An 18,308-nucleotide genomic window follows, 5' to 3' on the forward strand; every position below is an offset into this window, starting at 1 on the left:
GCCTGTCCGGAACCGGGATGTTACACCGCCCGGCGTGCTTCATCGCCCCAGAAACAGGGAAACCGCGTCCTGCAGGCGCTGCGCGTCGGTGGCCGGATCGAACCAGCGCGCGTCCAGTTCGCCGCGCAGCCAGGTGAGCTGGCGCTTGGCGAGCTGGCGGGTGGCGAAGACCGCCTTGTCGCGGAATGCGGCCGTGTCGTCCTGCCCGTCCAGGAACTGCCAGGCCTGGCGGTAGCCCACCGCGCGGATCGCCGGCAGGTCCAGCGGCGCGGGCACGCCCGCCATCTGCGGCAGCGCGCGCAGGCGCCGCACTTCGTCGAGGAATCCCTGCTCGAGCATCAGGTCGAAACGGCGTTCGATGCGGGCATGCAGCACCGCGCGGTCGGCCGGCGCCAGCACCAGCTTGAGCACGCGCGCCGGCAGGCGGGCGACGCCCGGCAGCGCCTGCCAATGGCTGATCGGCTTGCCGGTGAGCCGGTAGACCTCCAGCGCGCGCTGGATGCGCTGCGGATCGGTGGCATGGATGCGCCGGGCCGCGGCCGGATCGACCTGCGCCAGCTGCGCGTGCAGCGCCGGCCAGCCTACGGCGCCGGCCTCGGCACTGATCGCCGCGCGCATGGCCGGGTCGGCCTCCGGCATCGGCGACAGCCCCTGCAGCAGCGCGCGGAAATACAGCCCGGTGCCGCCGGCCAGGATCGGCAGCCGGCCGCGCGCGACGATGTCGCGCACCGCGGCGGCGGCATCGGCAGCGAACTCGGCGGCCGAGTAGCTCTGCCAGGGATCGCGCAGGTCCAGCAGATGGTGGGCAATGCCGGCGCGCTCGGTCGTGTCGGGCTTGGCCGCGCCGATCTCCAGGCCGCGGTACACCAACGCCGAATCGACGCTGACGATCTCGCCGCCATGGCGCCTGGCCAGGTCGATGGCCGCCGCGGTCTTGCCCGAGGCGGTGGGGCCCATCAGCGCGATGGCCAGCGGCCGCGTGTCGGCCGCCATCAATCCTCGTCCGGCCAGTGCGGCGGCGCCGGGCGGTCAGCGCGCGGCGCCGGCACCGCGTCGAGCGCGGCCAGCACCTTGAGCGCATCGACCGTGGCGGCCACATCGTGCACGCGCACGATCCTCGCCCCGCGCTGTACCGCGAGCAGGTGCGCGGCGACCGAACCGGCCACGCGCCCGGCAGCTATGGCGCGCCCGATGACCTCGCCGATGCAGCGCTTGCGCGACAGCCCTGCCAGCAGCGGCACGCCCAGCGCCAGCAGTTTTTCCTGTGCCGCCAGCAGTGCGAAGTTCTGCGCGGTGTCCTTGTTGAAGCCGTAGCCGGGGTCGACCACCAGCCGGGTGCGGGCGATGCCGGCCATCTCCGCGGCGAAGATCCGCTCGGCGAGGAAACGCTGCACGTCGCCGGCGACGTCGCCGCTGTCCCAGGCCGCACCGGCATCGTGCGGGCCGCCGACCGCGTGCATCAGCACCACGGCCGCGCCGGAACCGGCCACGGCCTCCAGCGCGCCGGGCTGGCGCAGGGCCTGCACGTCGTTGACCATGCCGGCGCCGGCGGCCAGCGCCGCGCGCATCACCTCCGGCTTGAAGGTATCGACGCTGACCGGCACCGGCACGCGCGCCACCAGCGCCTCGATCACCGGCACCACGCGTTCGATCTCCTCCTGCACCGATACCTGCGCGGCGCCGGGCCGGGTGGATTCGCCGCCGATGTCGAGCAGGTCCGCGCCCTGCTCGACCAGCGCCAGCGCATGGGCGATGGCCGCACCGGTATCGAAGTGCTGCCCGCCATCGGAGAACGAATCCGGGGTGACGTTGACGATGCCCATCACCCGCGGGCGGTCCAGCCGCAGCGGCCGGCCGGCGCAATCCAGTACCGGGGAAATATCGAACATCAGCGTTTGTTCCTTGCGCGGATCGCCGTGCCGACCAGGCTCAACACCACGCCCAATGCGATGCCGAGGACGATGCCGGCCAGGTAATGGCCGGTCTTCATCGCGAAGGCGACGCCCGCGACGGTGGCGATGACCATTTCGGGGATGTGCCCCGGTGTGTTTGGGGAAGCTTCGTTCATGGGTGCCTATATTACGGCCGCATTTCCGACGGATAGAGCCGGGGAGTCAAAGCCCCTCTCCCTGCGGGGCGAGACCGCACGGCTTGCGCGCCACTGGCGCGCGTGCAATGGAGCGCCCGCGCCGCTGGCGTGGGCCGGGGCGCGGAGCAGGGTTGGGGTAAGGGCAACGTAGTCCAAAGGGTTGACCATCATGGACCACGTTCGCCCTCATCCGCCCTTCGGGCACCGACATCCGGCACATCCCTGTGCCTCACCCGTCGGACGGCTTCGACGGGCCGCTTGGCAATCCTGCCAAGCTGTCTCCCGGAGGGAGAAGCGCTAAGCACCAAAAGCAAACGGGCCGGAAAACCGGCCCGTTCGTCCAATGCCTCATGCAAATACCGAGCTCAGTGCTGCCCCGCCGGGTCGCTGATCGGCGCGACCGGGTGCGCGTCGCCCCCCTGGTCGCTGTCCGACGGGCCGCTCTTGGGCTTGTCCACCCAGCCGGCCGGCGGCGAGGGCTTGCGACCTTCCATGATCGCCTTGACCTGCTCGGCGTCGATGGTTTCCCAGTCCAGCAGCGCGGCGGTCATGGCTTCGACGACGTCGCGCTTGTCCTCCAGGATGCGGCGCGCCACGTTGTACTGCTCGTCGAGGATACGGCGGATCTCCGCGTCCACCTTCTGCTGGGTGGCCTCGGAGATGGTCTTGCTGTGCATGCCGTAGCCGGCTTCCTCGTCGGCGTAGACCATGGTGCCCATCACGTCGGACATGCCGTACTTGGTGACCATGCCGCGGGCCAGCTTGGTGGCGCGCTCGAAGTCGTTCGAGGCGCCGGTGGACATCTCGCCGACGAAGATCTCCTCGGCGATGCGGCCGCCAAACAGGATCGCCAGCTCTTCCAGCATGCGGTCCTTGTACTTGCTGATGTGGTCGTGCTCGGGCAGCTGCCAGGTCACGCCCAGCGCCCAGCCGCGCGGCATGATGGTGACCTTGTGCACCGGGTCGGCCTTGGGCAGCGACATGGCGACCACGGCGTGGCCGGACTCGTGGTAGGCGGTGTTGCGGCGCTCGTCCTCGCGCATGACCATGCTGCGGCGCTCAGGACCCATGTAGATCTTGTCCTTGGCGTCCTCGAAGTCCTGCATGCTCACTTCCTGCTTGCCGCGGCGCGCGGCGAACAGGGCGCCCTCGTTGACCAGGTTGGCCAGGTCGGCGCCGGAGAAGCCCGGGGTGCCGCGCGCCAGCACTTCCGGGCGCACGTCGTCGGCGGCCGGCACCTTGCGCAGGTGCACGCGCAGGATCTGCTCGCGGCCCTTGATGTCGGGCAGGCCGACCATGACCTGGCGGTCGAAGCGGCCCGGGCGCAGCAGCGCCTTGTCGAGCACGTCCGGACGGTTGGTGGCGGCGATCACGATCACGCCCTCGCCCCCCTCGAAGCCGTCCATCTCGACCAGCATCTGGTTCAGGGTCTGCTCGCGCTCGTCGTGGCCGCCGCCCATGCCCGAACCGCGATGGCGGCCGACCGCGTCGATCTCGTCGATGAAGATGATGCACGGCGCGTGCTTCTTGGCCTGCTCGAACATGTCGCGCACGCGGCTGGCGCCGACGCCGACGAACATCTCGACGAAGTCCGAGCCGGAAATGGAGAAGAACGGCACCTTCGCCTCGCCGGCGATGGCGCGCGCCAGCAGCGTCTTGCCGGTACCCGGCGGGCCGACCATCAGCACGCCGCGCGGGATCTTGCCGCCGAGCTTGGTGAACTTGGACGGGTCGCGCAGGAAATCGACCAGTTCGCCGACCTCTTCCTTGGCCTCGTCGCAGCCGGCCACGTCGGCGAAGGTCACCTTGATCTGGTCCTCGCCCTGCAGCTTGGCGCGCGACTTGCCGAAGGACATCGCGCCCTTGGCGCCGCCGCCACCGCCCTGCATCTGCCGCATCATGAAGATCCAGAAGCCGATCAGCAGCAGCACCGGCAGGAACTGCAGCAGGATCGACCAGAAGCTGAGGCCGGTTTCCGGCTTCATGCGTACGACGTCCACGCCCTTCTGGTAGAGCTGGTCGATCAGCTTGCTGTCGCTGGGGCCGTACAGCGCGCCCTCGCTGCCGTCGCTGCGCTTGAAGCGGATGGCGTTGGCAGTGAGGGTGGTCTCGTTGGTGATTTCCACCGACTTGATCCGCCCGGCATCCACGTCGCGCAGGAACTGGGTGTAGGTGTTGGCGTCGGTGGTCGGCGACGTGCCGCCGCGCGGAGCGAAGCTCTGGAACACCACCATCAGCACGACGGCGACAACCACCCATAGCAGGAGGTTCTTGGTCAGGTCGTTCATCCTCATCGGCTCCGGCGTTCCTCTAATTTCTGACGCGATTCGTATGGTGTCGAGCTTACTTGATCTGCGTGCGCTTGCCCTGGCCCAGGGCGTAGACCTCGGGCGAGCGCTTGCGCGAGGCTTCCGGCTTGCGGATCACGACCTTGTCGTAACGGCGGCGCATTTCCCGCACGTAGTCGTCAAAGCCGACGCCCTGGAACAGCTTGATCAGGAACGCCCCACCCGGCTTGAGATGGTTGTCGGCGAAATCCATCGCCAGTTCCGCCAGGTGCATCATCCGCGGCTGGTCCACCGCATCCATGCCACTCTTATTGGGGGCCATATCCGACAGGACAAGGTCCACCGGCTGGTCGCCAAGCATGGCTTCGAACTGGGATAGGACGGTTTCCTCCCTGAAGTCACCGTGAAGGAACTCCACGCCGGCCAGGGGCGGCATCTCCAGGATGTCCAGGGCCAGCACCCGGCCGCTGTCGCCCATCTGTCTCCGCACCTGCTGCGACCAGCCGCCCGGCGCGGCGCCAAGGTCGACCACCACCATGTTCGGCTTCAGCAGCCGGTCGCGCTGGAGCAGCTCCTCCAGCTTGTAGGCGGCGCGCGAGCGCATGCCTTCGGCCTGGGCCTTCTTCACGAAGGGATCGGAGAAATGTTCCTTCAACCAGCGTTGGCTGCTCTTGCTGCGGGACATCGGAATGGGGCCTGTAGGGGTGGGCATGATACCCTGAACCCCCTTGATAACCCGTAATCCCTGCATGTCCATCGTCCTCACCCCGGCCCAGAACCGATTCCTGCGCGGCATGGCCCACGATCTGAAAGCACTGCTGCAGATCGGCGGCAAGGGAGTCACCCCCGCCTTCCTGGCGGAACTGGACGAGGTGCTGGAACGCCACGAACTGATCAAGGTGAAGATCGCCGCCGAAGACCGCGAGGCGCGCGACGCCATGATCGGCGAACTGGTCCAGGCCAGCGGCGGCGCGCTGATCCAGCGCATCGGCCACGTCGCCGTGCTGTACCGCCCGGCCCGGGAAAAGCGCCAGATCGTGCTGCCCCGCGGCTGACCGCCGAGGAACGCAAGATGTACCTGAGCCGCGAACTGCCCGACTACACCTACGCCCTGCGCTCGGCCGACGGCCACCAGGCCCGGGTCAACGACAGGACGCTGACGCGCAGCTTCATCCTCTCTCCCGACCAGCTGGTCGAGGACTGGGAAGTGACCGGAATCGGCCAGCTCGGCGTGGACGACCTGGCGCCGGCGCTGGAACAGAACCCGGCGGTGTTCATCCTCGGCACGGGCGAGCGGCAGGTGTTTCCGCCGGCGGCGGTCATGGCCGCCTGCCTGACCCGCGGGATCGGCATCGAAGTGATGAACAACGCCTCGGCCGCGCGCACGTTCAACGTGCTGGCCGGCGAGAACCGCCGCGTGGTCGCGGCGTTCATCCTGGACTGACGGCAGCGACGGCCGGACGCCTGGCGCCGGTGCGGGAGTTGCCGCGCACGAAACACGCCTGGACCTTCATGCGGGCAAGCCGCGCATCCACGGCGCCTGCGTACCGCCGCTGCGTGTCCCCGCCATCGCGCGACGCTCAGCGCAACGGCTCGCCCTTGAGCCAGCAGACGAGCAGCAGAAGCAGAACGACGCCCACGTTGCAGACGAGGGCGCGGACCGGTTCGGCCACCGGCGGGAACACCACGAAACCGGCGACCAGCAGCAAGGCCGCGAGCGCATAGGCGAGCCATCCCTGCCACGCCAGCGGCCATCCCCAGCCCCATCCCAGTTCCTTGGCGGCGAACCAGTAACGCGATTTCTCCACGCTCTTCCTCCTCGACCAGCACCGCCTCCATGGAACGAACGATGCCGCGTGCCCGCCGCGTATGTCCATGCACCGCATACAGCGGCTCAGCTGGCGTGCCGCAGTCGCGCCTTCCGCTCCAGCAGGGCGAACAGATACTGGAAGATTCCGACCATCGCCCCCATCAGGAGCCAGCGCGGCACCGCCGCCAGTTCCAGCTGCGCCGCGAGCGCGGCGCCGATCACGCATCCCACCATGCCCCCCAGCGAGCCCAGCCCCTGCAGGCGGCGCCAGTCGAACACGCAGGCCAGCACCGTCAGCACGACGTAGACGGGGAACACGACGAAACACGCTTCCTTCATTGTTTCGACGAACAGCATCCCTGTCCTCCGTGTCCGGATGGAAGGGCCGCACGCCGCGGCCCTGCGTTCATCCGCTACTTCTGCGGCAGGTACTGCAGCGGATCCACCGGCTTGCCGTTGTAGCGGATCTCGAAGTGCAGCATGTCGCGCGAGGTGCCGGTACGGCCCATTTCCGCGATCTGCTCGCCGGCCTTGACGTTCTGGCCCTCGTTGACCAGGCGCTTGCGGTTGTGGCCGTAGGCCGACAGCCACTGGTCGTTGTGCTTGATGATGATCAGTTCGCCATAGCCGACCAGGCCGGCACCGGAATAGACCACCACGCCCGGCCCCGCCGCGCGCACCGCCTGGCCGCTGCTGCCGGCGATGTCGATGCCCTGCTTGGTGGTCTCGCCGGCGACGAAGCGGCCGACCAGCGCGCCGTCGGCCGGCCAGCGCCAGCCGATGCCGCTGCTGGCCGGCGCCGGCGTTGCCGTGGGCGGCGGCGCCGATGGCCGCGTCGCGGTTCCGCTGCTGCCGGTGGCCGGGCGCGAGGCCGTGGCGCTGCCCGGATACAGCCGCAGCGTCTGCCCCGGATAGATCGCGTTCGGGTTGGACAGGCCGTTCCAGGCCGCCAGGTCGCCGGGCGTGATGTTGTGGATGCGGGCCAGCGCGTACAGCGTGTCGCCACGACGCACCACCGCGGTCTGGCCTGGCTTGGGCACGGACGTGCGCGGCGCGGACGCGGCCGTTGATGCGCTGCCGGAAGGCCTGACCACCGTGGCGGTGCCGCAGCCCGCCGCCATCGCCACCAGCAGCAGCGCCGCCATGCCTGCCACCGCCCTGGAAACGCCCTTGACCATTACCTCTGCACTCATGCGAATTTCGCCCTCCATACCAGCCAGCCCACCAGCGCGACGACCAGCGCGGTCGCAATCCAGCCCAGCGGTTCGATCCAGCGCCGCAGCGCCTCGGCCGCGCGCGCGCCGCCGAAGCGGATCACCGCGGCCAGTACATAGACGCGCTTGCCGCGCCCCACCAGCATGCTCAGCACGTATTGCGGCAGCGGCACGCCGACGATACCCGATGCCCAGGTGAAGACCTTCATCGGGATCGGCATGAAGCCGCCCAGCACCAGGAAGGTGAACACCGCCCACGGCGATTCGGCCATCTTCGCCTGCAGCGTGGCGATGCCCGACTCGATGCCCGGCAGCATGCCCATCGCGGCGAACAGCGGCTTGAGCGCCTCGAACGCATAGTGGCCCAGCGCATAGCCGATCAACGCCCCGACCATCGAGCCGGCCAGGCTCAAGGTGGCGAAGCGCCAGCCCTTGCGCGGCTGCGCCACGCACATCGGCATCAGCATCACTTCCGGCATCACCGGGAAGATGATGGCCTCCACGAAGCTGAGCACCGTCAGGTAGGTGGGCGCGCGCTTGTGGCTGGCCCAGTACAGGGCGCGGTCGTACAGCGGCCCGAATATCTTCATCGTCGCAGGGTTCCCGTGTCAGTCCAGCGCGTTCAATCCAGCATGCCAGACAGCAGCGGCACGAAGCTGACCGGCGCCAGTTCCTCCTGCGCGATGCCGCCGTCGGCCTGCCGGCTGAGTTGCAGCAGCATCTGCCCGCCCGGGCCGCCCACCGGCGCCACCAGGCGGCCGCCCACGGCCAGCTGCTCGATCAGCGCGTCCACCAGCGCCGGTGCGGCGGCGGTGACCACGATGGCGTCGTAGGGGCCGTGCTCGGGCCAGCCGATGCGGCCGTCGTCGTGCTTGCTGCGCACGTTCATGCCCAGTTGCCGCAGGCGTTTGCGCGCCTGGCGCAGCAGGTCGCCGATGCGTTCGACGGTGTACACCTCCAGCCCCACCGCCGCCAGGATCGCGGCCTGGTATCCCGAACCGGTGCCCACTTCCAGCACCGTCTTCGGCGCCGCCTGCAATACCGCCTCGGTCATGCGCGCCACCACCCACGGCTGGGAGATGGTCTGGCCATGGCCGATCGGCAGCGCGGTATCCTCGTAGGCGCGCGAGGCCAGCGCCTCGTCGATGAACAGGTGCCGCGGCACCACGCGCACTGCGTTGAGCACGCGCTCGTCGCCGATACCCGCCTCGCGCAGGCGGTCCACCAGCCGGTCGCGCACGCGCTGCGAGGTCATGCCGCTGCCTACCGCCTCGGGGGAAAGACGCAGGCGTGGCGTCATGCCGGGCGCTCCAGCGTCGCCGACAGCCCGCCGACCCAGCTGGCGACCTTCTCCAGCGCCGCATAGCGGGTCAGGTCCACCTGGATCGGGGTGATCGAGATATGGCCGGTGCGCACCGCGTGGAAATCGGTACCGGGGCCGGCATCCTGCTCGGAACCGGCCGGGCCGATCCAGTACACGGTATTGCCGCGCGGGTCGGTGGCCGGGATGCAGGCCTCGGCGCGGTGACGGTTGCCCAGCCGCGTCACCTCGAAGCCGCGGATCTGCTCCCACGGCAGGTCCGGCACGTTGACGTTGAGGATGGTGTCGGCCGGCAGCGGATCGGCCACCAGCCGCGCGACGATCTCGATGGCCGCGCGCGCGGCGCTGAGGAAGTTCTTCGCCTCGTGGCGCTGGGTCACCAGCGACACCGCCACCGACGGCAGGCCGAGGAAACGCCCTTCCATCGCCGCCGACACGGTGCCGGAATAGATCACGTCGTCGCCGAGATTGGCCGCGTTGTTGATGCCCGAGACCACGATGTCCGGCTCGTGCTCGAGCATGCCGGTCAGGGCCAGATGCACGCAGTCGGTGGGCGTGCCGGCCACCGCGCAGGTGTAGTGGTCGATCCGGCGCAGCCGCACCGGCCGGTCCAGGGTAAGGGAGTTGCTGGCGCCGGAACGGTCGCGGTCCGGCGCCACCACGGTGACCTCATGCCCGGCATTGCGCAGTTGCTCGGCGAGCATCCTGATGCCGGGGGCGTCCACGCCGTCGTCGTTGCTTACAAGTACGCGCATTGAAGACCTGAATCGCTGAATCCATGACGGCGCTCCCGCTGCCTCGCCGTCCACCGCCATCCCGTCGGCGTGCAGCACGCCGGCCGGCATGGCCCGATCCGGCATGATACCGGAATGCGTCCGTCGCCTTCCCGTGACATCCTGCCCATCGCCGCAGCCGTTACGCTATGCGCATGTCGCACCCAGAAGACGAAGACGACGGCGCCCTGTTCCGCTCCGCCATCGGCCAGGTAAAGCCGCTGCGCAAGGTGGAAACGCCCGCCATCGCCCGCCCGCGGCCGAAGCCGCGTGCGCGCATGGCCGAGCAGGACGAGGCGCAGGCGCTGGGCGAGTTCGCCCGGCTGCTGCATTCGAGCGCGCCGCTGGAAGCCGGCGACGTGGCCAGTTACCGGCGCGACGCGCTGCCGCCGCGCATGTTCCAGCGGCTAAAGCGCGGCCAGTATTCGGTGCAGGACGAACTGGACCTGCACGGCGCCAGCGTGGCCCAGGCCGAACACCTGCTGCGCGAATTCCTGCTCGACGCCCATGCGCACGACCATGGCTGCGTGCGCATCATCCACGGCAAGGGGCTGCAGTCCGACGGCGGCGCGCCGGTGCTCAAGAACCTGGTGGACCGCCTGCTGCGCCAGCGCAACGACGTGCTGGCCTTCCATTCCGCGCCGCCCGCGCAGGGCGGCACCGGCGCGGTGCTGGTGCTGCTGGCGCGGCGCTGAGGCGATAGCTTCCGGCGACCCCGGCAATCGGCAGCGGGGGTGCGCAGCGCAGCTGTCACATGCTGGCGGCAGGGGCGCTGCGTTCGTCGCGGTGCGGGTGATGCGCTGCGGCCTGCGGTCGCGGACCGCCCGGAAGCCCGTGCCTGCATGGGTTTCGCGGCTGAAGCCGCTCCTACGCAGCAGGGTGGTCCGTACCGATGGACCCTGAGATTTACTCCGCTGCGGGTGATCCGACACGGCTGGCGTCGCTCACCTCGCCCAGTTCGTGCAGCACGGCGGTGGCGTAGCAGCCCGGCGGCAGCGCGAAGGACAGTTCCAGCACGTCGTCCTGCAGCCAGGCGTGACGCATCAGCGCCGGCCGCAGCCGCAGCGCGCGCCGCTCCTGCTTCAGCCCGGCCTGCTCCAGGCCGGCGCGCAGCGCCAGTGCCTGATCGTCGGCCAGCGCCGCCTGCTCCAGTTCCAGCGCGGCGCCGGTGGCGCGCAGTTCGCCCGCTCCCCACAACGGCCCGCTGGGGTGGATGTCGAAACGCGCCAGGCGCTCGGCCAGCGCCTCGCTCATCGGTTCGGGGCCGAACACCGAACGGCTGCCGTCGAGCATCCACACCTCCCCGTCCATCGCGCCGTCCCAGTTGCCCTGTTCCACGCGCGCGGCGAGCACGCGGTTGAACAGCGCCGAGCGCGCCGCCGACAGGAACATGGAGCGCTGGTCCTTGCGCACCCGGCGGCCGGCGAACATCGCCAGCGCCGCCGGTACGTTGCCGCCATCGCGGCCGAAGCGCTGCTCGCCGAACCAGTTGGGCAGGCCGCGCGCGGCGATGGCCTGCAGGCGCTCGCCGATGGCCGGGCGTTCGCCCTGCACGCCGCGCAGCACCAGCGTGAAGCGGTTGCCGGCCAGCGCACCGCGCTGCAGCTTGCGGTTGTGCCAGGTCGAGGCCAGCACGTGGACCTCGTCCGACTCCAGCAGCGCCAGGTCGGGCGCGACGCGCCTGGGCAGGTGCACGCTGAAACGCTGTGTGGTCACCGCGTGCCGGTCCTTCTGCCCGGCATAGCTGACGCCCATTTCCGGCACGCCGGCCCACTGCGCCAGCTGCCTGGCCACGCCCACGGTGTTGGCGCCGCGCTTGCGGATGTCCAGCAGCAGGTGCTCGCCCTCGCCGCTCGCCTCGAAGGCGGGCAGTTCGTCGACCTGGAAATCCTCCGGCACGCTGCGCATCAGCGCGCGCAGTACCGGGGCACCGTAGGCAAGGGGAAGCGCGGGAAGATCGGTCATGTCAGTCCTGTGGAACGATGTCTGGCCCGCATCCTCGTAGGAGCGGCTTCAGCCGCGAAGGGGCTTTCATGCATTCTCCCGCCTTTGTGCAGGCCGGATGTAGGGTTGGGCTGGGAGTGCCTCTTCGCGGCTGAAGCCGCTCCTACGAGAACGCGGGTAATCTGCGGTGGCTATGCCGGAACCAGCAGCACCACCGCCTGCGCGGCGATGCCTTCCTCGCGGCCGGTGAAGCCCAGTTTCTCGCTGGTGGTGGCCTTGACGCTGACCCGGTCCAGTTCCACGCCCAGCAGCCGGGCCACCGTTTCGCGCATGGCCTGCGCATGCGGGCCGACCTTGGGCCGCTCGCAGATCACGGTGATGTCGGCGTTGCCCACCTGCCAGCCGCGCGCGCGCAGCAGGCCGTCGCAGTGGCGCACGAAATCGCTGCTGTCCGCGCCCTTCCAGCGGTCGTCGCTGGGCGGGAAATGCTGGCCGATGTCGCCCAGCGCCAGCGCCCCCAGCATCGCGTCGCACAGCGCGTGCAGGATCACGTCGCCGTCGCTGTGCGCGAGCACGCCGCAGCGGTGCGGCACGCGCACGCCGCCGAGCATGACGTGGTCGCCCTCGCCGAAGGCGTGCACGTCGTAACCCTGGCCGATGCGGATGGGAGGAAAGGAAGAAGGATTCATGGCGTTGGATCGGATCGTCGTGTCAGGCCCGGCGCGGGGACGCCGGACGGGGATTCAGCCGCGCTGCGACAACTCGAACTCGAAGCGCGCCAGGTCGGCCGGCGTGGTGACCTTGAAATTGCATTCGTCGCCTTCGACCAGCAGCGGCCGCGCGCCCTGGCGCTCCATGGCCATGGCTTCGTCGGTCACCTCGACGCCGGCGGCGGTCGCCTCGGCCAGCGCGCGGGTCAACTGGTGGCGGCGGAACAACTGCGGCGTCAGCGCGCGCCACAACCGCTCGCGCGGCTCGGTGCGGTCGATGCCGCCATCGTCGCCGGCGCGCTTGAGCGTATCGCGTACCGGCGCAGCGAGGATGGCACCGACCGGATCGGTGCGTCCCACCTCCAGCAGGCGGCCCAGGTCGCCTGCCGGCAGGTTCGGGCGCGCGGCATCGTGCACCAGCACGAAATCGTCGGCGCGTACGCTCTCCGGCAGCGCCTGCAACCCGGCCAGCACCGAGGCGGCCCGGGTTTGCCCGCCGGTGCAGGTCAGCACCGGCTTGCCGGCGAAGGCATTCCAGCCCGGCCAGTCGGCATCGTCCGCGGCGATGGCCACCATCACCCCGGCCACGCCCGGGTGCGACAGCAATGCCTCCAGCGCATGCGCCAGCAACGGTTCGCCGGCGGCCAGCAGGTACTGCTTGGGCATCGGCCCGCCGAAGCGGGTGCCGCGGCCGGCGGCCGGCACCACCGCCCAGACCTGGGTGGTCATGGCACGTCCTCCTGCGTCGCCGCGCCGTGCTCGCCCGCCGGCGCGGCGGCCGGCCGGGCAGCAGGCGCGTTCTCGACCACGCGGTAGAACTTCTCGCCGGGCTTGATCATGCCCAGCTCGCTGCGCGCGCGCTCCTCGATGGCGGCCTCGCCTTCCTTGAGGTCCTTGACCTCGGCGGCGAGCGCGTCGTTGCGCTGCTGCAGGCCTTCGTTGTCCCGCTTCTGGTTGGCGACCTGGGCCTCGAGCATCATCACCTCGCCCGAATTGCCCGGGCCGAACCAGAAGCGGTACTGCAGCAGCGCCAGCAGTACCGCGAGCACCAGCAGCAGCCAGCGCCAGTCGCGCATCGGCGTCAGCGCTTGAGCGAGACGAACGCGTCGCGCCCGGCGTAGCGCGCGTTGCCGCCGAGGGCCTCCTCGATGCGCAGCAACTGGTTGTACTTGGCCACGCGGTCGCTGCGGCACAACGAGCCGGTCTTGATCTGGGTGGCCGTGGTGGCCACGGCGATGTCGGCGATGGTGGTGTCCTCGGTCTCACCCGAGCGGTGCGAGACGATCGCCGCGTAATGCGCCTTGTCGGCCATGGCGATCGCTTCCAGCGTCTCGCTCAGGGTGCCGATCTGGTTGACCTTGATCAGGATCGCGTTGGCGGTGCCCGATTCGATGCCTTCGGCGAAGATCTTCGGGTTGGTGACGAACAGGTCGTCGCCGACCAGCTGCACCTTGCTGCCGATGCGCTGGGTCAGCAGCTTCCAGCCGGCCCAGTCGTTCTCGGCCAGGCCGTCCTCGATGGTGATGATCGGGTACTGCGCGGTCCAGTCGGCCAGGAAGTCGACGAACTGCTCGGAGGTCAGGCGCTTGTTCTCGCCGACCAGGTTGTACTTGCCGTTCTCGTAGAACTCGCTGGAGGCCACGTCCAGGCCCAGCAGGATGTCCTCGCCGGCGGTGTAACCGGCCTTGCCGATGGCTTCCAGGATGGTGTCCAGCGCCTCGACGTTGCTGCGGAAGTCCGGCGCGAAGCCGCCCTCGTCGCCCACCGCCGTACTCAGTCCGTGGCCCTTGAGCACCGACTTGAGCGCATGGAAGATCTCGGTGCCGGCGCGCAGCGATTCGCCGAACGAGCCGAAGCCGACCGGCAGCACCATGAACTCCTGGAAGTCCACGTTGTTGTCGGCGTGCGCGCCGCCGTTGATGATGTTCATCATCGGCACCGGCAGCGACGGCGTGGCGCCGGTCTTGGCGGCCAGGTACTGCCACAGCGCCTGCTTCTTCGAGGTGGCGGCGGCATGCGCGGCGGCCATCGAGACGCCCAGCAGCGCATTGGCGCCCAGGCGGCCCTTGTTCTCGGTGCCGTCCAGGTCGATCAGGCGGCGGTCCAGCCCGGCCTGGTCCTCGGCATTGAAATCCTTCAGCGCCGCGGCGATCGGGCCGTTGACGTTGGCCACCGCGTCGCGCACGCCCTTGCCCAGGTAGCGGGTCTTGTCGCCATCGCGCAGTTCCACCGCTTCCTTGGTGCCGGTGGAGGCACCGGAGGGCACCGCGGCACGGCCGAACGAGCCGTCGGCCAGGGTGACTTCGGCTTCCAGCGTGGGGTTGCCGCGACTGTCGAGGATTTCACGGGCGTGGATCTTGGCGATTGTCGTCATGGTGTGGGGGCGTTGGAGTGAGTGAGGAAGGATTCCACTTCGGCCAGCATGGCGTCGGTGTAGGGGGGCGCATCCAGGGAAAACGTGCCGCGCAGCGGCATGAGCCGGTCATCTTCTCCCGAAGGCAGGCTGGCAAACAATACATAATCCCGGCCTTCCGCCAGACCGACCTCGCAACTGGTGGCACCACTCCAGATCAATGTATCGGCCGGAATGTTGCCCTTGAGGACGCGCTTCACACTGAAACGCGCCGAGCGGGCAGGATAGGAAAATGGCGTATTCATTGGCGGGCGCTCCCACAGGCGACGAAACTCCGCCTCTTCTGCAGGAGTCCGCCAACCGACCCAGTCGACATGGATCACGGCCACGATATCCGACGACCCGGTGACTTCGCGCAGGGGCGGCGTCACGATGGGTGGGTCGGTATGGCATGCGGCAGCATTGCCCGCCAACACGAACAGCGCGCAGGCCATAGTCACAAGAATGGCTCGCTTCATGCGCCCCGCCCCCATGCTGGCCCAGCGCCGCCGCTCATCAGAGCGTGCTCTCCAGGAACCCGTTCTTCTTGGTGATCGAATCCAGCGCCAGCAGGGTTTCCAGCAGTGCTTCCATCTTGTCCAGCGGCCACGCATTGGGGCCGTCGGACAGCGCCTTGGACGGATCCGGGTGGGTCTCGGCGAACAGGCCGGCCACGCCGACCGCCACCGCCGCGCGCGCCAGCACCGGCACGAACTCGCGCTGGCCGCCGGAACTGCTGCCCTGCCCGCCCGGCAGCTGCACCGAATGGGTGGCGTCGAACACCACCGGGCAGCCAGTGTCGCGCATCACGCTCAGCGAGCGCATGTCGCTGACCAGGTTGTTGTAGCCGAAGCTGGCGCCACGCTCGCAGACCATGATGTCGTCGTTGCCGGTCGCCTTGGCCTTCTCCACGACCGGTTTCATGTCCCACGGCGACAGGAACTGGCCTTTCTTGATGTTCACCGGCCGGCCGGCGCTGCACACCTTCCTGATGAAGTCGGTCTGGCGCACCAGGAAGGCCGGGGTCTGCAGCACGTCGACGACCGAGGCCACTTCGTCCATCGGCGTGTACTCGTGCACGTCGGTCAGCACCGGCACGCCGATCTGCTTCTTCACCTCGGCCAGCACCTTCAGACCTTCTTCCATGCCCGGGCCGCGGAAGCTGGTGCCGGAGGTACGGTTGGCCTTGTCGAAGCTGGACTTGAAGATGAAGTTCATCCCCAGCTTGCCGGTGATCTCCTTGAGCCTGCCGGCGGTGTCGAGCTGCAGCTGCATCGACTCGATGACGCAGGGGCCGGCGATCAGGAACAGCGGTTGGTCCAGGCCTACTTCGAATCCGCAGAGCTTCATTCAACTACCTCGTGATTGAAGCCCCTCTCCCGGCGGGAAAGGGGTTGGAGTGAGGGTTCAGGGCGAAGCCACCGCGGCATGCGGGTACTGCGAGGCTTCGCCCGCACCCTCATCCGCCCCTTCGGGGCACCTCGCTGCGCGCCCCTGCCCGGCGCAACGCGCCGGACGTTCAGGCGTGTGCGAGCCGGTGGCCCGCAAGCCACACGCCTTCGCCCCGGAGGGAGAAGGGAAAAACATCACGCCCGCGCTTCCTTCAACAGCTTGCCGCCGGCCTTCTTCTCGCGCGCGGCGCGGATGAAGCCGATGAACAGCGGATGCCCCCCGCGCGGCGTGGACAGGAATTCCGGGTGCGCCTGGCAGGCCAGGAACCACGGGTGCACCTCGCGCGGCAGTTCCACCACTTCCACCAGCGTGTCGTCCATCGACTTGCCGGAGATCACCAGGCCGGCGTCCTCCAGCTGGGTGCGGTAGCGGTTGTTGAACTCGTAGCGGTGGCGGTGGCGCTCGGCCACCACGTCCTTGCCGTACAGTTCGCGCGCCAGCGTACCCGGCTTCAGGCGCTGCTCCTGCAGGCCCAGGCGCATGGTGCCGCCCAGGTCGGACTTCTCGTCGCGTTTCTCGACCTCGCCGCTGGCGGTGCGCCATTCGGTGATCAGGCCGATCACCGGGTTCGGCGACTGGCGGTCGTTCTCGGTACTGTTGGCGCCGTCCAGCCCGGCCACGTGGCGGGCGTAGTCCACCACCGCCGCCTGCATGCCGTAGCAGATGCCGAAATACGGCAGCCGGTGTTCGCGGGCGTACTGCGAGGTCAGCACCTTGCCCTCGAAACCACGGTCGCCGAAGCCGCCGGGCACGAGGATGCCGTCCACGCCTTCCAGCGCGGACATGCCGGTCTCCTCCAGGTCCTGCGCTTCCAGCCACTTGAGGTTGACGCGGGTGCGCTGGCGCAGGCCGCCGTGTTTGAGCGCCTCGCCGACCGACTTGTAGGCGTCCTGGTGGTCCACGTACTTGCCGACCACGGCGATGGTCACCTCGTCCAGCGGGTGCAGCGCCGCATCCAGCACCGCCTCCCATTCGGACAGGTCGGCCGGGCCGGCCTTGTCGGCGAGCTTGAGCTGGTCGACCACGATGTCGTCCAGGCCCTGCGCATGCAGGCCCATCGGCACGCGGTACAGCACCTCCACGTCCGGCACGCTGATCACCGCGCGCTCGGAGACGTTGGTGAACAGCGAGATCTTGCGCCGTTCCGAATCGGGGATGGCCTGCTCGGAACGGCACAGCAGCACGTCGGGCTGGATGCCGATCGAACGCAGCTCCTTGACCGAGTGCTGGGTCGGCTTGGTCTTCAGCTCGCCGGCGGCGCCGATGTACGGCACCAGCGTCAGGTGCATGAACAAGGCCTTCTCGGGGCCGCGCTCGGTACGCACCTGGCGGATGGCTTCCAGGAACGGCAGCGATTCGATGTCGCCGACGGTGCCGCCGATCTCCACCAGTGCCACATCAAAGCCCTCGGTGGCCTCGTCGATGCAGCGGCGGATCTCGTCGGTGATGTGCGGGATCACCTGCACGGTCGCGCCCAGGTAGTCGCCGCGGCGCTCCTTGCGGATCACGTTCTCGTAGATGCGCCCGGTGGTGACCGAGTTCTTGCGGCTCAGGCGGGTATGGACGAAGCGCTCGTAGTGCCCCAAGTCCAGGTCGGTCTCGGCACCGTCATCGGTGACGTAGACCTCGCCGTGCTGGAAGGGACTCATGGTGCCCGGATCGACGTTGATGTACGGATCCAGCTTCATCATCGTGACCTTCAGGCCACGCGCCTCGAGGATGGAGGCCAGCGACGCGGCGGCAATGCCCTTGCCAAGCGAGGACACCACACCGCCGGTAACGAAAATAAGGGGGGTCATGGCTCACTTGCCTCCCGGAAAGCCCTAGTTTAAAGGTTGTCGCGCGAACACCCAAGCGCGGCATGCGGCGACATCGAAAAATCCGGCCCGGCGTCACGGCCGCCCCGGCCAGGAGCCGTGCCGCCGCAGGGGGCTTAACAAAAAAGACGCCCCGGCCTGCGCCGGGGCGTCCATCGATACCGGAAGACCCGCGTCAGCGACGCTTGCGGGCTTCCTCTTCTTCCTCTTCGCGCGGGGCCGACTGCTCGCCCTTGGCTTTTTCCTGGGCGGCGGCGGCAGCGCGGCGCTTGGCTTTCTGCTCGGCCTCGTTCTGCGCCTTGTCCACGGCCGCATTCTGCGCGGCCTCGCCCGCCTTGCCCTTGTCGGCGGCGCTCTGCGCCATCACCAACGGGACCGCCAGCGCGGCGGCGGCGGCAACGGCCAGAACCAGCAATTTCGACGATTTCATCTTCATCCTCCGGAGTTTCCACCGACGCACAGGGGCCGGTTGCGTACTTGTCCAGCCCGCACAGGATA

The 18,308-nt window shown here is 69.1% G+C and carries 23 protein-coding genes; 3 read left to right on the forward strand and 20 right to left on the reverse strand.

Going from position 1 to position 18,308, the window contains the following annotated elements:
* Positions 1 to 39 precede the first annotated feature (39 nt).
* The 5 genes from miaA to rlmE form a co-directional block, all read right to left on the reverse strand.
* Positions 40 to 993: a tRNA (adenosine(37)-N6)-dimethylallyltransferase MiaA gene (gene miaA / locus CQ393_RS16115; RefSeq protein ID WP_153192980.1), complete on the reverse strand. Its 954-nt coding sequence runs from the start codon at positions 991 to 993 to the stop codon at positions 40 to 42.
* Positions 993 to 1,889: a dihydropteroate synthase gene (gene folP, locus CQ393_RS16120; protein WP_153192982.1), complete on the reverse strand. Its 897-nt coding sequence runs from the start codon at positions 1,887 to 1,889 to the stop codon at positions 993 to 995. The genes miaA and folP overlap by 1 nt, the downstream gene beginning before the upstream one ends.
* A complete protein-coding gene (locus CQ393_RS16125) occupies positions 1,889 to 2,068 on the reverse strand; it encodes a hypothetical protein (RefSeq protein ID WP_153192984.1) in 180 nt (59 codons plus the stop codon). Before CQ393_RS16125 ends, folP begins: the two co-directional genes overlap by 1 nt.
* Positions 2,069 to 2,454: 386 nt before the next feature.
* The gene (gene ftsH / locus CQ393_RS16130) at positions 2,455 to 4,377 is read right to left on the reverse strand and encodes an ATP-dependent zinc metalloprotease FtsH (RefSeq protein WP_153192986.1); all 1,923 of its coding nucleotides are present in this window, start codon (positions 4,375 to 4,377) and stop codon (positions 2,455 to 2,457) included.
* Between the two features lie 55 nt (positions 4,378 to 4,432).
* The gene (gene rlmE / locus CQ393_RS16135; RefSeq protein WP_343200008.1) at positions 4,433 to 5,068 is read right to left on the reverse strand and encodes a 23S rRNA (uridine(2552)-2'-O)-methyltransferase RlmE; all 636 of its coding nucleotides are present in this window, start codon (positions 5,066 to 5,068) and stop codon (positions 4,433 to 4,435) included.
* 58 nt (positions 5,069 to 5,126) lie between these two features.
* Here rlmE and yhbY point away from each other — a divergent pair, with 58 nt between their 5' ends.
* The gene (yhbY, locus tag CQ393_RS16140; protein ID WP_153192988.1) at positions 5,127 to 5,432 is read left to right on the forward strand and encodes a ribosome assembly RNA-binding protein YhbY; all 306 of its coding nucleotides are present in this window, start codon (positions 5,127 to 5,129) and stop codon (positions 5,430 to 5,432) included.
* 17 nt (positions 5,433 to 5,449) lie between these two features.
* On the forward strand, positions 5,450 to 5,821 hold the full coding sequence (locus tag CQ393_RS16145) for an Mth938-like domain-containing protein (RefSeq protein WP_153192991.1): 372 nt from the start codon (positions 5,450 to 5,452) through the stop codon (positions 5,819 to 5,821).
* A gap of 136 nt (positions 5,822 to 5,957) precedes the next feature.
* On the opposite strand, the gene CQ393_RS16150 is transcribed toward CQ393_RS16145, so the two are convergent.
* The 6 genes from CQ393_RS16150 to surE form a co-directional block, all read right to left on the reverse strand.
* Entirely contained in the window at positions 5,958 to 6,185 is a 228-nt protein-coding gene (locus CQ393_RS16150; RefSeq protein ID WP_343200006.1) for a hypothetical protein, read from the reverse strand.
* An 86-nt stretch (positions 6,186 to 6,271) separates the two neighbouring features.
* The gene (locus CQ393_RS16155; RefSeq protein ID WP_153192993.1) at positions 6,272 to 6,544 is read right to left on the reverse strand and encodes a hypothetical protein; all 273 of its coding nucleotides are present in this window, start codon (positions 6,542 to 6,544) and stop codon (positions 6,272 to 6,274) included.
* Between the two features lie 56 nt (positions 6,545 to 6,600).
* Entirely contained in the window at positions 6,601 to 7,380 is a 780-nt protein-coding gene (locus CQ393_RS16160; protein WP_228114630.1) for a peptidoglycan DD-metalloendopeptidase family protein, read from the reverse strand.
* A complete protein-coding gene (locus CQ393_RS16165) occupies positions 7,377 to 7,991 on the reverse strand; it encodes a YqaA family protein (protein ID WP_153192997.1) in 615 nt (204 codons plus the stop codon). The genes CQ393_RS16160 and CQ393_RS16165 overlap by 4 nt, the downstream gene beginning before the upstream one ends.
* Before the next feature lie 32 nt (positions 7,992 to 8,023).
* Positions 8,024 to 8,701 (reverse strand): protein-L-isoaspartate(D-aspartate) O-methyltransferase, encoded by a 678-nt coding sequence (locus tag CQ393_RS16170; RefSeq protein ID WP_153192999.1) that lies wholly within the window; start codon positions 8,699 to 8,701, stop codon positions 8,024 to 8,026.
* Positions 8,698 to 9,477, reverse strand: coding sequence for a 5'/3'-nucleotidase SurE (surE, locus tag CQ393_RS16175; RefSeq protein WP_153193000.1), 780 nt, complete (start codon positions 9,475 to 9,477; stop codon positions 8,698 to 8,700). The genes CQ393_RS16170 and surE overlap by 4 nt, the downstream gene beginning before the upstream one ends.
* A gap of 173 nt (positions 9,478 to 9,650) precedes the next feature.
* Between surE and CQ393_RS16180 the strand changes: the two genes are divergently transcribed.
* Positions 9,651 to 10,190 carry a Smr/MutS family protein gene (locus CQ393_RS16180; protein WP_194269698.1) on the forward strand — a complete coding sequence of 180 codons (540 nt, stop codon included), beginning with the start codon at positions 9,651 to 9,653 and terminating at the stop codon, positions 10,188 to 10,190.
* A 211-nt stretch (positions 10,191 to 10,401) separates the two neighbouring features.
* On the opposite strand, the gene truD is transcribed toward CQ393_RS16180, so the two are convergent.
* From truD to CQ393_RS16225, 9 genes are all read right to left on the reverse strand, one after another.
* Positions 10,402 to 11,460: a tRNA pseudouridine(13) synthase TruD gene (gene truD / locus CQ393_RS16185; RefSeq protein ID WP_153193004.1), complete on the reverse strand. Its 1,059-nt coding sequence runs from the start codon at positions 11,458 to 11,460 to the stop codon at positions 10,402 to 10,404.
* 170 nt (positions 11,461 to 11,630) lie between these two features.
* Complete coding sequence (gene ispF / locus CQ393_RS16190; RefSeq protein ID WP_153193006.1) at positions 11,631 to 12,128, reverse strand: 2-C-methyl-D-erythritol 2,4-cyclodiphosphate synthase; 498 nt, start codon at positions 12,126 to 12,128, stop codon at positions 11,631 to 11,633.
* A gap of 54 nt (positions 12,129 to 12,182) precedes the next feature.
* On the reverse strand, positions 12,183 to 12,878 hold the full coding sequence (gene ispD / locus CQ393_RS16195; RefSeq protein ID WP_153193008.1) for a 2-C-methyl-D-erythritol 4-phosphate cytidylyltransferase: 696 nt from the start codon (positions 12,876 to 12,878) through the stop codon (positions 12,183 to 12,185).
* Positions 12,875 to 13,225 carry a cell division protein FtsB gene (ftsB, locus tag CQ393_RS16200; protein WP_153193010.1) on the reverse strand — a complete coding sequence of 117 codons (351 nt, stop codon included), beginning with the start codon at positions 13,223 to 13,225 and terminating at the stop codon, positions 12,875 to 12,877. The genes ispD and ftsB overlap by 4 nt, the downstream gene beginning before the upstream one ends.
* A 5-nt stretch (positions 13,226 to 13,230) precedes the next feature.
* Complete coding sequence (gene eno, locus CQ393_RS16205; RefSeq protein ID WP_153193012.1) at positions 13,231 to 14,523, reverse strand: phosphopyruvate hydratase; 1,293 nt, start codon at positions 14,521 to 14,523, stop codon at positions 13,231 to 13,233.
* A complete protein-coding gene (locus tag CQ393_RS16210) occupies positions 14,520 to 15,020 on the reverse strand; it encodes a hypothetical protein (RefSeq protein WP_153193014.1) in 501 nt (166 codons plus the stop codon). The genes eno and CQ393_RS16210 overlap by 4 nt, the downstream gene beginning before the upstream one ends.
* 37 nt (positions 15,021 to 15,057) lie before the next feature.
* Entirely contained in the window at positions 15,058 to 15,891 is an 834-nt protein-coding gene (gene kdsA, locus CQ393_RS16215) for a 3-deoxy-8-phosphooctulonate synthase (protein WP_153193016.1), read from the reverse strand.
* Between the two features lie 236 nt (positions 15,892 to 16,127).
* Positions 16,128 to 17,792 carry a CTP synthase gene (locus tag CQ393_RS16220; protein WP_153193018.1) on the reverse strand — a complete coding sequence of 555 codons (1,665 nt, stop codon included), beginning with the start codon at positions 17,790 to 17,792 and terminating at the stop codon, positions 16,128 to 16,130.
* Positions 17,793 to 17,985: 193 nt separating this feature from the next.
* Positions 17,986 to 18,240: a hypothetical protein gene (locus CQ393_RS16225; protein ID WP_153193020.1), complete on the reverse strand. Its 255-nt coding sequence runs from the start codon at positions 18,238 to 18,240 to the stop codon at positions 17,986 to 17,988.
* Positions 18,241 to 18,308: the final 68 nt, after the last annotated feature.

This window comes from Stenotrophomonas sp. MYb238 (genome assembly GCF_009496535.1).
GTDB lineage: Bacteria > Pseudomonadota > Gammaproteobacteria > Xanthomonadales > Xanthomonadaceae > Stenotrophomonas.

Excerpts from the sequence above, each read along its gene's own strand:
- miaA (WP_153192980.1), bottom strand. The coding sequence starts at position 993 with ATGGCGGCCGACACGCGGCCGCTGGCCATCGCGCTGATGGGCCCCACC.
- folP (WP_153192982.1), bottom strand. The coding sequence starts at position 1,889 with ATGTTCGATATTTCCCCGGTACTGGATTGCGCCGGCCGGCCGCTGCGG.
- CQ393_RS16125 (WP_153192984.1), bottom strand. The coding sequence starts at position 2,068 with ATGAACGAAGCTTCCCCAAACACACCGGGGCACATCCCCGAAATGGTC.
- ftsH (WP_153192986.1), bottom strand. The coding sequence starts at position 4,377 with ATGAACGACCTGACCAAGAACCTCCTGCTATGGGTGGTTGTCGCCGTC.
- yhbY (WP_153192988.1), top strand. The coding sequence starts at position 5,127 with ATGTCCATCGTCCTCACCCCGGCCCAGAACCGATTCCTGCGCGGCATG.
- CQ393_RS16145 (WP_153192991.1), top strand. The coding sequence starts at position 5,450 with ATGTACCTGAGCCGCGAACTGCCCGACTACACCTACGCCCTGCGCTCG.
- CQ393_RS16155 (WP_153192993.1), bottom strand. The coding sequence starts at position 6,544 with ATGCTGTTCGTCGAAACAATGAAGGAAGCGTGTTTCGTCGTGTTCCCC.
- CQ393_RS16160 (WP_228114630.1), bottom strand. The coding sequence starts at position 7,380 with ATGAGTGCAGAGGTAATGGTCAAGGGCGTTTCCAGGGCGGTGGCAGGC.
- CQ393_RS16165 (WP_153192997.1), bottom strand. The coding sequence starts at position 7,991 with ATGAAGATATTCGGGCCGCTGTACGACCGCGCCCTGTACTGGGCCAGC.
- CQ393_RS16170 (WP_153192999.1), bottom strand. The coding sequence starts at position 8,701 with ATGACGCCACGCCTGCGTCTTTCCCCCGAGGCGGTAGGCAGCGGCATG.
- surE (WP_153193000.1), bottom strand. The coding sequence starts at position 9,477 with ATGCGCGTACTTGTAAGCAACGACGACGGCGTGGACGCCCCCGGCATC.
- CQ393_RS16180 (WP_194269698.1), top strand. The coding sequence starts at position 9,651 with ATGTCGCACCCAGAAGACGAAGACGACGGCGCCCTGTTCCGCTCCGCC.
- truD (WP_153193004.1), bottom strand. The coding sequence starts at position 11,460 with ATGACCGATCTTCCCGCGCTTCCCCTTGCCTACGGTGCCCCGGTACTG.
- ispF (WP_153193006.1), bottom strand. The coding sequence starts at position 12,128 with ATGAATCCTTCTTCCTTTCCTCCCATCCGCATCGGCCAGGGTTACGAC.
- ispD (WP_153193008.1), bottom strand. The coding sequence starts at position 12,878 with ATGACCACCCAGGTCTGGGCGGTGGTGCCGGCCGCCGGCCGCGGCACC.
- ftsB (WP_153193010.1), bottom strand. The coding sequence starts at position 13,225 with ATGCGCGACTGGCGCTGGCTGCTGCTGGTGCTCGCGGTACTGCTGGCG.
- eno (WP_153193012.1), bottom strand. The coding sequence starts at position 14,523 with ATGACGACAATCGCCAAGATCCACGCCCGTGAAATCCTCGACAGTCGC.
- CQ393_RS16210 (WP_153193014.1), bottom strand. The coding sequence starts at position 15,020 with ATGAAGCGAGCCATTCTTGTGACTATGGCCTGCGCGCTGTTCGTGTTG.
- kdsA (WP_153193016.1), bottom strand. The coding sequence starts at position 15,891 with ATGAAGCTCTGCGGATTCGAAGTAGGCCTGGACCAACCGCTGTTCCTG.
- CQ393_RS16220 (WP_153193018.1), bottom strand. The coding sequence starts at position 17,792 with ATGACCCCCCTTATTTTCGTTACCGGCGGTGTGGTGTCCTCGCTTGGC.
- CQ393_RS16225 (WP_153193020.1), bottom strand. The coding sequence starts at position 18,240 with ATGAAATCGTCGAAATTGCTGGTTCTGGCCGTTGCCGCCGCCGCCGCG.